This is a genomic window from Neobacillus drentensis (assembly GCF_036962125.1).
GTDB classification, from domain to species: domain Bacteria; phylum Bacillota; class Bacilli; order Bacillales; family Cytobacillaceae; genus Neobacillus; species Neobacillus drentensis_B.
Genome location: NZ_JBALOA010000012.1, coordinates 16,812 through 29,966 on the forward strand (window position 1 = coordinate 16,812; position 13,155 = coordinate 29,966).

Genomic DNA, 13,155 nt, shown 5'->3' on the forward strand with positions numbered 1-13,155 from the left:
TCTTATCCGGAAGGGGTCAACCTCATGGCTCGTTTAGCAAGTTTGAAATTGAAAAGAAATAGTGTGCTGCCTGGATTCGGTCTTTCGCTTGGATTTACGATGTTTTATATAAGCATCCTTGTCATTTTGCCATTATCCATGATTTTTATTAACTCCGTGACCGTTGAGTGGTCGAAAATTTGGGAGACGATTTCTGACCCGAGAGTGGTAGCTTCCTATAAATTGAGTTTTGGTGCGGCCTTTTTGGCGGCCTTTATAAATGTTATTTTTGGAGTGTTAATTGCATGGGTGCTGGTTCGTTATTCGTTTCCGGGGAGACGGATCATTGATGGACTAGTTGATTTACCTTTTGCCCTTCCAACAGCGATTGCTGGGATTGCCTTAACGACTTTGTATACGGAAAATGGCTGGGTCGGGCAGTTTTTAAGTTTCAAAGTGGCGTTTACTCCGCTCGGGATTACGATGGCATTAACCTTTATCGGCCTGCCCTTTGTGGTCCGCACGGTGCAGCCCGTTCTGCAAAGCTTGGAAAAAGAAATGGAAGAAGCCTCGGCAAGTTTGGGCGCAAATAGGCTTCAAACGTTCGTCAAAGTAATTTTTCCAGAATTACTGCCAGCCGCGCTAACAGGTTTCGCGCTCGCCTTTGCAAGGGCACTTGGAGAATATGGCTCGGTGGTTTTTATTGCAGGAAATATGCCGATGCGAACAGAAATCACGCCGCTCCTTATCATGACAAAATTAGAGCAATATGATTACGCCGGGGCTACAGCGATAGCGGCCGTTATGCTGATTTTTTCATTTATCATTCTATTAATTATTAATTTATTGCAATGGTGGACCAATCGGAAATTTATTTAGATGATTTTGAAGGGCGGGCGATTATTGGTTTCGCAAACAAACGGGGTGGTTTCGCAAATAAATCACCTAGTTTCGCAAATAAACGCACAGGTTTCACAAACAAACTAGGAATTTCCGCAAATAAATAAGAATAGGTAGCAGTTTGCTGATAGTTTTTGGTTGAAAATTACACTCTATCAGCGAATTTATCGGTTCAATCAGCGAATCCTCCAATTCAATGAGCGAATCCACCGCTTCAATGGGCGGATCAATCGCTTCAATGAGCGAATACCACGCTTCAATGGGCGAATTCTCCAATTCAATGAGCGAATCAAGATTAACAACAATTTTGTATCATCTAAAAAGGATCAATTTTAGGTCCAGAAGGAGGTATATATGGCAGGAAATGTCGCGATTCAATATTCAACCAGTACATCATCGCAAACCGTAGCCCGCAATTCCGAGCCTCGGCTTGTCCGCTGGATTCTAATCACTCTAGCATTAGCGTTTTTAGGTTTGTTTTTGGTTTTGCCACTAGTGGCAATTTTCATAAAAGCCTTTGATAAAGGCATTGCTGTTTTTCTGGAGGCAATTAGCAATCCTGATGCCTTATCGGCAATTAAGTTAACGTTAACGATTACATTAATCACCGTGCCGCTTAATGCGATCTTTGGTGTGGCTGCGGCATGGGCGGTTACCAAGTTCAATTTTAAAGGAAAAAGTCTGTTAATTACGATTATTGATCTGCCCTTTGCTGTCTCACCGGTAATCGCTGGATTAGTGTTTGTTCTATTGTTCAGCGCCCATGGCCTGTTTGGGACATGGTTAATAGACCATAATATCAAAATTATTTTCGCAGTTCCAGGAATTGCCATGGCCACGCTATTGGTTACGCTCCCCTTTGTTGCTCGGGAATTAATTCCGCTCATGCAGACGCAAGGCACGACCGATGAGGAAGCCTCCTTAACATTAGGAGCGAGCGGCTGGAAGACCTTTTTACTGGTGACTTTGCCGAATATAAAATGGGGACTCCTTTATGGGATTATCCTTTGTAGTGCACGGGCTATTGGTGAGTTTGGAGCTGTGTCGGTCGTTTCCGGACACATTCGTGGAATGACCAACACCATGCCGCTCCATATTGAAATTCTTTACAATGAATATCAATTTTCTGCCGCCTTTGCTGTAGCTTCCTTAATGTCACTATTCGCCATTATCACTTTAGTTGTGAAAAATGTGATTGAATGGAAAGTAAAAAAATCATTTGAACCAGGAGAAGGGGTACACTAGGATGAGCATTCAAATTCAAAACATCTCAAAATCATTTGGAAACTTCCAAGCCCTTGATCAAATTAATCTTGATATTCAAACGGGAGAGCTCGTTGCTCTGCTAGGTCCTTCAGGTTCAGGGAAGACCTCACTGCTAAGAATTATCGCTGGTTTAGAAGCAGCCAATCAAGGAGCGATCCTATTTGGAGAAGAAGATATTACCCACATTAGTACAAAAGAACGGAAGGTTGGATTTGTTTTTCAGCATTATGCTTTATTTCGTCATATGACTGTGTTTGATAATGTGGCGTATGGGTTAAAAGTAAGGCCAAGAAAATCACGTCCTTCCAAAGTGGAGATCAAAGAAAAGGTGATGGAATTACTTAGTTTAGTAAAATTAGAGGCATTTGCCGATCGGTACCCATCTCATTTGTCAGGCGGCCAGCGGCAGAGGGTAGCATTGGCGAGAGCATTAGCGGTTGAGCCCAAAGTACTTCTGTTGGATGAACCATTTGGGGCATTGGATGCCAAGGTTCGGAAGGATCTTCGCAGATGGCTGAGGAAACTTCATGATGATTACCAGATTACGAGCATTTTTGTAACACACGACCAAGAAGAGGCGCTAGATGTTGCCGACCGAGTCGTCGTGATGAATGAAGGAAAGATTGAGCAAATTGGCACTCCAGAAGAAGTCTATGAAAATCCTAACAGTCCGTTTGTTTATCACTTTCTAGGGAATGTTAATTTGTTTAAAGGGCGTCTTCATAAGGGGAAATTGCGCCATGGTGATTTTGAAGTCGATGCACCTGAATTTTCAGGGACAGTGAATACAGAAGCAGTCGGTTACGTGCGGCCGCATGACATTGGAATCGAAAGAGAAGCAAGCTTGGATTCAGTTTCTGCAAAAATTAACTATATTCATTTAGTTGGAGCCATCGTACAACTGGAACTGATTCGTAACGATAATGGCGAATACCTAGAAGTGGAAGTAACAAAAGAACACTTCCGAAACCTCAATCTAAAAGCTGGAGAAGAAGTGTTTGTAAAACCAAAACAACTAAAGGTCTTTATCCCTCAGGATTATTCCATTTAGTGGAAATGTGTCCACGAGCGGTACCTGACACCACCATGATTATTACACCATGATTGATTAGTATGAAAATAAAAAGACGAGCTTGAGTTTCAAGCTCGTTTTTGCGTGTTATCATTGATTAAAAGTTGGGAATTTCTGATATTTAGGATAGTTTTTAATTGGAAGGTTCTATAAAATTACTTTCAGATATTATTTAGAGGGGGGAACGTAATTGAGAAAAATAACCTTATCCAATGGAAATACAGTCGAGGTGGAATGTTTAAGCTGTGCGTTAACAAGTGGATTGATTGAGCCTGATGGAGGTGTTGTCCTCGAAACAGAATTTTTCCATGCACATCAGGATGTAGCCTACCCGATCAAGGGATTAATCATCCTAGCATCAAAACGGCATATTAAATGTCTGGATGAATTGACTGAAGAGGAGAGGTCGGAATACATAAATATTCTAACCAAAATTAGAATAGCTCAAAGGGAAGTCTTAGGAATCGAACATGTTTATTATTTTTATAATGAAGATACCACCCACCATTTTCACACCTGGATGGTCCCGCGTTATGAATGGATGAACGACTTTGGACGTTCGGTTGAATCGGTTCGGCCAGTATTACTCCATGCTAGAAATAAAATGAATCATGAGGAAAATCTCAAAGAAGTGCTAGAATCAATTAAGTTATTGACGATAGAGTTAAATAAATAAAATTTAAAAGGCCGACTCATTTATGAGCACGGCCTTTTTTGGTTGAAAATCGGCTTAAAACCATCAATTCCAATCTGTGTGAAAAACACCTTCCATATCAATTCGTTCATACGTATGGGCACCAAAATAATCGCGTTGCGCCTGTAAAAGGCTGGCGTTCGAACGGGCCGTTCGAAAACTATCGAAATAAGATAATGAAGTACTTAAACATGGGAAGGAGATGCCAGAATTAATCCCCTCGCATACTATTTTTCTCAACCCCGATTGATACTCCTTAACTTTTTCTGCAAAAAATGGTGCGATTAATAAATTCGTCAGATTTGCTTGTGATTGATAAGCTGCGCTTATTCCATTTAAAAACTCAGCGCGAATGATACAGCCACCGCGGAAAATAAGCGCAATCTCCTCTAAAGGCAAATTCCAGTCATAAAGGTCAGAAGTCATCTTATATTGTGTAAACCCTTGGGCGTAGGCACACACCTTGCCCATATATAATGCTTGTCTAACGTATTCAATCCACGCATCCTTATCTAATTCCCGCTGCTCCATTTTCGGTCCAGCTAATATTTCTTCCGCAATGACACGTTCGTCTTTTAAAGCAGATACATAACGGGAGAACAATGACTCCGTAATAATGGAGAGGGGAATCCCGTTATCAATGGCTTGCATACTTGTCCATTTACCTGTTCCTTTTTGACCTACCTTATCGAGGATGACATCGATCAGTGGTAAGCCCGTTTTATCATCCTTTTTCTTTAAAATTTCTGCTGTAATTTCGATAAGGTAACTTTTCAGCTCACCCTGATTCCAAGTGTCAAAGTTATCAGCAATTTCATTGACTGATAACTGCAATCTATCCCTTAAAAATGAATAAGCTTCAGTGATTAATTGCATATCAGCATATTCAATTCCATTATGAACCATTTTCACAAAATGCCCTGCACCTTTTGGACCAATATACGTACAACATGGCGTTCCGTCCACTTGGGCAGCTATTTTCGTGAGAATTGGCGCTACTTTTTCATACACTTCTCTATCACCGCCCGGCATGATAGAAGGTCCATTTAAAGCGCCAACTTCTCCACCCGAAATACCAATCCCTAAATAATCAATTCCTTTAGACTTCAAAACGTCATATCTTCGGGCTGTATCTTCGTAATGGGAGTTGCCGCCGTCCATGATAATATCACTTGGCTCAAGAAAAGGAACTAACGAAGAAATGACGGAATCTATTGCTGCTCCAGCGGTTACCATTAGAAAAATTTTTCGAGGAGTTGCCAAGGACTGCACAAATTTCTGCACGTCGTAGTAAGGATTGATTTGTTGACCTTCAATTCTATGTAAAAGTTTATCTGTTAAATCTCTTGTGTAATTATAGACTGCTACTTTTTCACCGTTGTTTGCCATATTTAGGGCAATGTTGCTGCCCATTACGCCTAAACCAATAACTCCGATTGTATTGTTCATTATACATACTTCTCCTTTATAAAAATTTGAAAGGGCAGTAAATCTACCTCATTAGCGAATTCTAAGCATAAGAGGGGGATACTGCCTTAACTTAACGACCAACAGTGGGGGTATTTAATACCGCCCACTGTTGGATATTCATCTTAAACGAATAAGCTTAGTAATAGAATAAATCCTAATCCACAAACGGAAATAATTGTCTCAAGTAATGTCCATGTTGCGAATGTTTCCTTCATGCTTAAACCGAAATACTCTTTAAACATCCAGAAACCAGCATCATTAACGTGTGATGCAATTAAACTACCAGCTCCAGTGGCAAGAACGACTAATGCAAGGTTGACATCTGTCTGACCCAACATCGGAATAACTAAACCTGCAGTGGTTAAAGCAGCAACAGTAGCAGAACCTAATGAAATACGTAAAATTGCTGCAATGATCCATGCTAGTAGAATCGGTGAAATGGAAGTTCCTTTAAATAATTCGGCTACATAGTCACCTACATGGCCATTAATTAATACTTGTTTGAAGGCACCGCCGCCGCCGATAATTAACAGCATCATTCCAATATGTGAGATGGCTGTAGAACAAGAATCCATCACTGTTTTAATTGGAATATTTCTTGCCAATCCCATTGTATATATAGCGAACAATAAAGAGATGACCATGGCAGGAGATGCACCGCCAACAAAACGGATGATAGCTAGTAAATTATTATCTGCAAATCCGATTGTTTTTTGAAGTAACGTAATAATGGTAGCAATCGACATTAATATAACAGGAAGCATTGCGGTAAACACACTGATTCCAAAACCTGGAGTGTCTTCGAGTTTGAATGTTTTTTGTTCACCTAAAGAAGCAATATTCCCAGTTTTCGCAAATGATTGAGGGACCATTTTTTTAGCAAGCTTTGTAAATAAAGGTCCAGCAATATAGACTGTTGGAATGGAAATAATGAAACCGTAAAGTAATACTTGGCCTAGATCTGCGCCATATTCGCCTGCAATGGTGGTTGGTCCCGGATGCGGCGGTAAAAAGCCGTGTGTAACCGATAAAGCTGCTGTCATTGGAATACCAAGGTAGAGAATAGAAACCTTTAATTGTCTAGAAATAGCAAATACAATTGGAATTAATAAAACAAGTCCCACTTCGAAAAATAAAGCGATTCCAATAATGAATGAAGCAGCCACTACAGCCCACTGAATATTTTTTTCGCCAAATTTATTAACCAGAGTCATCGCAATCCGCTGCGCGCCTCCTGAATCTGCAATTAATTTACCCAGCATTGCACCAAGTCCAAAGATTAATGCTATATGTCCTAGTGTTCCGCCTAATCCAGCTTCAATAGTTGCAATGATTTCATCTAATTTCATCCCAAGTGCGATAGCAACTCCGAATGAGACGACGATAAGTGAAACAAAGGTGTTCAATTTAAGGCCCATGATCAATATAAGTAATGCTACAATCCCTATTGCTACGATGACTAATGGCATTTTTATTTCCCCCAAAAATTCAATTATATATTTTTATTAATTAATCCCCTTTGATAATTGGCAATCCGTGTATAATCTTCTTCTAAAACTCTTGATAAGTTAATAAAGATTGGCAGTAATTGTCTATACTCAATTGCTGCCGCTTCTTTAGGTGTATGTTTGTGGGTACTTCCAACCATTTCAGAAACAACATCAAATGATTCGATTTTGCCTGTGGCATAAAGGCCTAAAATACAAGCACCTAAACAAGAACTTTCGTAACTTTCCGGCACAACTACTTCTAAGTCAAAGATATCGGACATCATTTGACGCCATACATCTGATCGAGCGAATCCACCTGTTGCTTGGATACGGGTCACAGGCCCTTCCATGCATTCAAGTAATGCTAAAAATACGGTATATAAATTGTAAATCACACCTTCAAGGGCTGCACGAATCATATGTTCTTTCTTATGCGCCATTGTTAAGCCGAAAAATGAGCCGCGCACGTCTGGATTCCATAAGGGTGCTCGTTCTCCTGCTAGGTATGGATGAAATAACAATCCATCGGACCCTGGTTTTACACCTTCTGCGATCTTAGTTAGGACTTCATATGGATCAATACCTAATCTTTTGGCAGTTTCAACCTCGGATGCGGCAAATTCATCGCGGATCCAGCGGAAGACCATCCCACCATTGTTTACTGGCCCGCCAATAACCCAATGTTTTTCAGTTAATGCGTAGCAAAAAATCCGCCCTTTTTCATCAGTTTGTGGCTGGTCAATAATCGTGCGAATGGCACCGCTTGTCCCAACGGTAACCGCGATCTCACCTTTTCGAATGGCATTTACACCTAGATTGGAAAGGACACCATCACTGGCACCAATCACAAAGGGAGTTTGTGGATCAATCCCCATTTGTTTTGCTAATTCTGGATTGCAGTTGGTAAAAATTTCAGTTGTTGATACGAGCCTAGATAATTGTTCACTTGAAATACCGGCGATGTTTAAGGCTTCTTGATCCCAATCAAGTTTTTTGAGATCCATCATACACATAGCTGAAGCAAGCGAATGATCGACCACATACTGGTCAAAAAACTTTTTAAAGATATATTCCTTTATCCCGATATATTTTTTTGCTTTTTCAGCTATTTCGGGACGTTCATTGACAATCCAAGTAATTTTACTTAATGGTGACATGGGGTGAATTGGCGTTCCTGTCCGTTTGTACACTTCATGTCCATTTAATTCATTTTTTATTTTATGGGTCCACGCTTCACTGCGATTATCTGCCCATGTAATACAAGCGGTAAGCGGTTGGTCATTTTCATCCATTGCAATCAGACTATGCATTGCACTGCTAAAAGAAATAAATGAAATCTCTTTTTGCGGATGATGTTTCGTGATCTTCGAAATTGCCTGTACGACAGCCGTAAAGATTTCTTCCGGGTCTTGTTCAGCTGTCGAAATATCAGGTGTGTAGAGTGGGTAACCAATATTCTCTTGTTGGATGACTTCGCCTTTTTCAGTAAATAATACTGCTTTGGTACTTGTCGTACCGATGTCTATACCTAACATGTAGCTAGTCATTTTTCTTGAACTGCTCCTTTAGATAGCATTTGTTGAGACCTCCAAAGGTCTTCTACTTTTTCTTGAACTTGAACATCATCAAAGTTTAGATGTAGAGATTCAATCATGAGGGCTCTATCTTTTGATTCTATCGCTTCAATATAAATCTCATGATTTTTAATTACCCTTGTAAAGTCCTCATACTCTTCAGCTATACGCATACGCATCGATAAAAGAATTAAGCATTCCATAACAGGTTTTATATTATTCCAAATCATCAGGATGTAGGAATGATTAATGGAACCGATAATTGTTTCATGGAATAAAACATCCTGGAGGGCAAATTCGTCAGCATCGCGATATTTTATCGCGACATTCATCATTTCTAAAATTTTACTAAGTTCTTTTGAAAGTTGATTTGTGTCCATTTTTAAAAGGCGTTCAAACACATACGTTTCAATTAGCAGACGAACATCATAAATCTCTTGTATTTCTTTTTCTGTTAAACCAACGACAACTGCACCCATTCTTTCTAATCGAATAATATTTTCGGATGCTAGTACTTTTAAAGCTTCACGAATCGGTGATCTACTCACAGCAAAATCAGCTGCTAATTTATTTTCAGATAATATGGTACCGCTTTCAATCATGCCTGAAATAATCCGCATTCTAAGCTCGCATGCAATACGCTCACCAGCGCCAGCTTTTAAAAGCATTTTTTCAGGAAATAGAAATTCCCTTGATTCAGCCATAAACTCACCTCTTGTTAATCAAGTATACTTGTATACAAGTATTATAGAATGAATTTTAAAAAATGCAAGCGCTTTTTTAAAGATTAATGAGATGATAGGAAGGTAGATTAAATATTCTTAACGAATTTAATAAAAAATTCGCAAATAAAGTCTATTAAATATAAGTTTAAGAAAGAGAGTCAATGTTGTTGCAAATGAAAATAATGGCATTTACTTTTAGGGGGAAATTCAAATGAGCATTTTTTTAAACCAAGTCTTTGTAGGTTTGCCGAAAACAGTTGGATTGAAAGAGGCAAAAAATCCAATGGAACGCGAATGGACTAGTGCTATTTTTAAAGAACCCGTCCAAGGGCCTGTCTGGGTCGGGAAAACGGGGTTAGCTGGTGATGGACAATGGGCCACAGAACATCATGGAGGACCGGAAAAGGCAGTCTTTGCTTATGCGCTCGAAAATTATACCTATTGGCAAAAGGAATTGGGGATTACTGAGATTTCAGCGGGCGGAATGGGTGAAAATTTTGTTATGGAGCACCTTACTGAAGGGATGATTTCAATTGGCGACACGTTCCAAGTCGGGGAGGCCGTTATTCAAGTTTCACAGCCAAGGCAGCCATGCTGGAAACCAGCGCGACGATTTAAAGTCAAGACCTTGGCGCTGTTACTACAAAATACCGGAAAAACAGGCTGGTATTTTCGAGTGCTGCAAGAGGGTAATGTCGAGAAAGGGCAGACGTTTACTTTAGTCGAACGCCCCTATCCACAGTGGACCATTCTGAAATGTAATCAAGTGATTCATGCAAAGCAACCAAATTTTGAGGAAGTACGTGAACTGTCCGAATGTGAATTACTTGCACCAGGGATGAGGGATACCTTGGCCAGAAGAGCCCAGACGATGGAAACCCCAGATATTCGAAGCAGGGTTTTTGGACCCAATGAGTGATTTTGAATCGCCGCTTATTTATCTCGGTGTCTCCTGAAAAGTGATCTTAACGAGCTTTTCTGTTTCATTATTAAATTCGATATTAACGAAAACACCGAATTCTTTATTGTTATCTTTTAACCAAAGCTTGAATCTTTCGGTAGACGTTTGCGGCCCTTTGATTCTACCGATGTGAAGATAATCCACTATTTTGGCATGTGGATATTTTTCATGAGTTTTCTGTAATGCTAGAGTCCCCCACTTCGCATAGGGTGGAATCGGTTTATGTTGAGCCAAGGCGCTATTCATGGCTGGAAGTGGACTAAAATATCCTGTGAAGACAAACGTGCTAACGAATAAACCAATGAAAAGTTTTTTCATGATATACCCTCTTTGTTTTTACTCTTATCATTTCAATTTGAGCCATTTTTTATGATTATATATTAATGTTAAATTTTGACGATGATTCATCTGGGCGAGGAGAATAATATGGATATTAAATTACTTACTGAAACTGACGCAGAAATCTATTGGACGCTAAGACTGGAAGCACTAAAGCAAAATCCGGAGGCATTCTTAACGAGTTATGAAGATGCTATCAAACGGGAAAACCCGATTGACCAAGTTGCACGAAACTTTACCACAGAAGGAAATTATACATTTGGAGCATTTGAAAACGGTTCACTGATTGGGGTAGTCACCTTACTTCACGAAAGGGCGGAAAAAATTCAGCATCGAGCTAATATATATGCTATGTATGTTACACCGAATAAACAAGGCTTAGGCGTCGGGAAAGCGTTAATGACAGAAGCCATTAATAAAGCCAAAACGATTAAAGCAATTGAAAAAATAAATTTATCAGTAATGGCAAGTAATGAAAAAGCGAAACAACTTTATCATAAACTAGGTTTTCAAGTTTATGGCTATGAGGAAAATGCCTTTAAAGTAAATGGTGTCTCCTATCATGATGAACATATGGTGTTGCATTTGAAATCAGCTAAGGAAGAGGCAAGTCTCAAAGGTGAAAACATCTATATCAGACCATTGTCCGGAGAAGATGCGCTATCACTTCTTCAATTACAATTAGACAATCGGCATTTTTTCGAAAAGTTTTCAATGGAGCGCGATGAAGAATTCTATACGGTTGAAGCCCAGCGTGAACGGATAAAGATTTATGAAGAAGATAGCATAAATGACCAAAGCTATATGTTTGGAATATTTAAATGTGAGGGCCAATTAATTGGGACGATAAATCTTTTTCATGTTTTAAGGGGTTCCCTTCAAAGTGCGTTCATCGGATATTTTTTAGATAAAAAGCATAATGGAAAAGGCTATACAACAGAGGCTGTAAAACTTCTAGTCGATTATGCATTTAAAAAATTGAGGCTACACCGGATAGAGGCGGGCGTCATGCCTCATAATATCGGCTCTATTCGTGTGTTGGAAAAATCTGGATTTCATAAAGAAGGTTTGGCTGTGAAAAATGTCAAAATCAACGGAAAATGGGAAGACCATCAGGTTTTGGCGAGGATTAACCCGACGGAATAGGGGGGTATCGCGGCTAAAAGCGAAGGAGGGGGTCCTCTATGTAAAGGACCTCTTTTTTCATTTATGTTATAATAAGGTCATGAGGGAATTATTTGATTGGGGGCAAGGGAAAAATGGATAATACACAAATGATGCCAACCGAAATATCGATAAAAGATAAAAAACATACGGTAAAAGGAAATGCAATCAGGACAGCGGTATTTGCACGAAGTAAGGTAATAGTAGTCAGTACTGCAGACTTGGAAAGCTATTATCTTATTTTTTATAAAAATTCCTTGATATTTGGCGGGAAGCTTGACCATGTAGAAGAAGGAACATTTATTAATAAGGCTATTCATGAAGGCATTGTTATTGAAACACCCCATCCAATTTTACGAGCGTTAATCCCCGAGAACATCGTTACGATCCCGAATAAAAGTACCTTACTTTCTCAACTCCAACTTCAATACTCACCACAGGAAATAGTCTATATTCTGACCACACTTGACTCCTTTATTGAAAGGGAACAACTGATTAAGATAATTGACAAGATCTATTTCCACTTAAGAAGAAATGGTAAATTTCTGAAATCCTTTCAAGTCCTCCAACTGTTAGTTAAATTCGCTCCAGAATTAAAGTCTGCACAAGAACGGTTAGCCTCACACGAATTTGCATCTTACCATCATTTTTATGATTCCTCCAGCTTAACGGCAATCCTAACCAAGGACCCTCTCTATGTTGAAATGCACTGCTTCCAGAATCGAACCAATTCAGATGAAAGAGTATTATTAGCAGATATCCTGAGTAAACAGGACGATTTAATTGCGTTATTATTATGGTTAGAAAATGTGGAAAAATTGGGCGAAACTCCATCCATTGTAACGTATACGAGCATGGCTTTGCGTTTTGTGACGATGGAAGAATGGATACTGATTTTAGCCCAGCTCAACATCAATCCCTTTCAAGCTCTTCCAGATTCAAAGTCCACCATCAAAAAAATGCTTCAAGCAGGCAATTATGAGAAAGCGGCCTTCTGCTTATTAAACTTTATCGATGATTTGCCTGCTTCCTATAATGCCCTTCTACAATTAATATGGGAACAATCCGACCCGACATTTGCCATTGCTCATTTTGATCAATTTGTTAAGTTATTGCAGCACCTTCCACATGAGGAAAAGACGAAGCAAATGGAGCAAAAAGTCTTCCAATTTGCTGAAATTCTGCTTAAAGAGCATGATCTTAAAACGGTTCATGGACGGCTAATGCCGATCCAAAAGATCATCCCAGGACTTGATGCGTTCCGAAAAATTAGTGAAATGGTTAGCATGGTAGAGAATCCCGATCGGATGATGGAATTGGGCGACTATTATGCGGAGTTTAAACAATTCGACCAGGCCATTGAATGTTTTTATTGGGAGATGGAACTACAGCCGCAAAATCCTTCTCCTGTTCGAAAAATCAGTAAAATGTATCAATCAAAGGGCATGGTACAGGAGGCAGCAGCCTATCAAAAGGTGTATGCCTTATTAAAAAGGAATCAAGAAACTGGCTGATGGTTAA

The 13,155-nt window shown here is 39.5% G+C and carries 12 protein-coding genes and 1 pseudogene; 8 read left to right on the forward strand and 5 right to left on the reverse strand.

What is annotated here, in order from left to right:
• The first annotated feature begins 24 nt into the window (after positions 1-24).
• From cysT to V7121_RS10970, 4 genes are all read left to right on the forward strand, one after another.
• Positions 25-858, forward strand: a complete 834-nt coding sequence (gene cysT, locus V7121_RS10955) for a sulfate ABC transporter permease subunit CysT (protein WP_335494421.1) — start codon at positions 25-27, stop codon at positions 856-858.
• 375 nt (positions 859-1,233) lie between these two features.
• Positions 1,234-2,124, forward strand: a complete 891-nt coding sequence (gene cysW / locus V7121_RS10960) for a sulfate ABC transporter permease subunit CysW (protein ID WP_335494417.1) — start codon at positions 1,234-1,236, stop codon at positions 2,122-2,124.
• 1 nt (position 2,125) lies between these two features.
• Complete coding sequence (locus V7121_RS10965) at positions 2,126-3,196, forward strand: sulfate/molybdate ABC transporter ATP-binding protein (protein WP_335494415.1); 1,071 nt, start codon at positions 2,126-2,128, stop codon at positions 3,194-3,196.
• Positions 3,197-3,407: 211 nt separating this feature from the next.
• Entirely contained in the window at positions 3,408-3,893 is a 486-nt protein-coding gene (locus V7121_RS10970) for an HIT family protein (RefSeq protein ID WP_335494413.1), read from the forward strand.
• Between the two features lie 63 nt (positions 3,894-3,956).
• Here the strand turns inward: V7121_RS10970 and gnd are convergent, their stop codons facing one another.
• From gnd to V7121_RS10990, 4 genes are all read right to left on the reverse strand, one after another.
• A complete protein-coding gene (gene gnd / locus V7121_RS10975) occupies positions 3,957-5,360 on the reverse strand; it encodes a decarboxylating NADP(+)-dependent phosphogluconate dehydrogenase (protein WP_335494411.1) in 1,404 nt (467 codons plus the stop codon).
• Positions 5,361-5,503: 143 nt separating this feature from the next.
• Positions 5,504-6,850, reverse strand: a complete 1,347-nt coding sequence (locus tag V7121_RS10980; RefSeq protein ID WP_335494409.1) for a GntP family permease — start codon at positions 6,848-6,850, stop codon at positions 5,504-5,506.
• A 23-nt stretch (positions 6,851-6,873) separates the two neighbouring features.
• Positions 6,874-8,418 carry a gluconokinase gene (gene gntK, locus V7121_RS10985; protein ID WP_335494407.1) on the reverse strand — a complete coding sequence of 515 codons (1,545 nt, stop codon included), beginning with the start codon at positions 8,416-8,418 and terminating at the stop codon, positions 6,874-6,876.
• Entirely contained in the window at positions 8,415-9,149 is a 735-nt protein-coding gene (locus tag V7121_RS10990; protein ID WP_335494405.1) for a GntR family transcriptional regulator, read from the reverse strand. Before V7121_RS10990 ends, gntK begins: the two co-directional genes overlap by 4 nt.
• A 232-nt stretch (positions 9,150-9,381) precedes the next feature.
• Between V7121_RS10990 and V7121_RS10995 the strand changes: the two genes are divergently transcribed.
• Complete coding sequence (locus V7121_RS10995) at positions 9,382-10,089, forward strand: MOSC domain-containing protein (RefSeq protein WP_335494403.1); 708 nt, start codon at positions 9,382-9,384, stop codon at positions 10,087-10,089.
• 18 nt (positions 10,090-10,107) lie between these two features.
• Here V7121_RS10995 and V7121_RS11000 read toward each other — a convergent pair whose 3' ends face one another.
• Positions 10,108-10,449: a YqzG/YhdC family protein gene (locus tag V7121_RS11000; RefSeq protein WP_335494401.1), complete on the reverse strand. Its 342-nt coding sequence runs from the start codon at positions 10,447-10,449 to the stop codon at positions 10,108-10,110.
• Between the two features lie 108 nt (positions 10,450-10,557).
• Between V7121_RS11000 and V7121_RS11005 the strand changes: the two are divergent.
• The 3 genes and pseudogenes from V7121_RS11005 to V7121_RS11015 form a co-directional block, all read left to right on the forward strand.
• Positions 10,558-11,022 (forward strand): annotated as a pseudogene (locus V7121_RS11005) (GNAT family N-acetyltransferase); the annotation flags it as partial.
• Between the two features lie 21 nt (positions 11,023-11,043).
• Positions 11,044-11,616, forward strand: coding sequence for a GNAT family N-acetyltransferase (locus tag V7121_RS11010; protein WP_335494456.1), 573 nt, complete (start codon positions 11,044-11,046; stop codon positions 11,614-11,616).
• A gap of 113 nt (positions 11,617-11,729) precedes the next feature.
• Positions 11,730-13,148, forward strand: a complete 1,419-nt coding sequence (locus tag V7121_RS11015) for a tetratricopeptide repeat protein (protein ID WP_335494400.1) — start codon at positions 11,730-11,732, stop codon at positions 13,146-13,148.
• The last annotated feature ends 7 nt before the right edge of the window (positions 13,149-13,155 follow it).

Excerpts from the sequence above, each read along its gene's own strand:
- cysT (WP_335494421.1), top strand. The coding sequence starts at position 25 with ATGGCTCGTTTAGCAAGTTTGAAATTGAAAAGAAATAGTGTGCTGCCT.
- cysW (WP_335494417.1), top strand. The coding sequence starts at position 1,234 with ATGGCAGGAAATGTCGCGATTCAATATTCAACCAGTACATCATCGCAA.
- V7121_RS10965 (WP_335494415.1), top strand. The coding sequence starts at position 2,126 with ATGAGCATTCAAATTCAAAACATCTCAAAATCATTTGGAAACTTCCAA.
- gnd (WP_335494411.1), bottom strand. The coding sequence starts at position 5,360 with ATGAACAATACAATCGGAGTTATTGGTTTAGGCGTAATGGGCAGCAAC.
- V7121_RS10980 (WP_335494409.1), bottom strand. The coding sequence starts at position 6,850 with ATGCCATTAGTCATCGTAGCAATAGGGATTGTAGCATTACTTATATTG.
- gntK (WP_335494407.1), bottom strand. The coding sequence starts at position 8,418 with ATGACTAGCTACATGTTAGGTATAGACATCGGTACGACAAGTACCAAA.
- V7121_RS10990 (WP_335494405.1), bottom strand. The coding sequence starts at position 9,149 with ATGGCTGAATCAAGGGAATTTCTATTTCCTGAAAAAATGCTTTTAAAA.
- V7121_RS10995 (WP_335494403.1), top strand. The coding sequence starts at position 9,382 with ATGAGCATTTTTTTAAACCAAGTCTTTGTAGGTTTGCCGAAAACAGTT.
- V7121_RS11000 (WP_335494401.1), bottom strand. The coding sequence starts at position 10,449 with ATGAAAAAACTTTTCATTGGTTTATTCGTTAGCACGTTTGTCTTCACA.
- V7121_RS11010 (WP_335494456.1), top strand. The coding sequence starts at position 11,044 with ATGGTGTTGCATTTGAAATCAGCTAAGGAAGAGGCAAGTCTCAAAGGT.
- V7121_RS11015 (WP_335494400.1), top strand. The coding sequence starts at position 11,730 with ATGGATAATACACAAATGATGCCAACCGAAATATCGATAAAAGATAAA.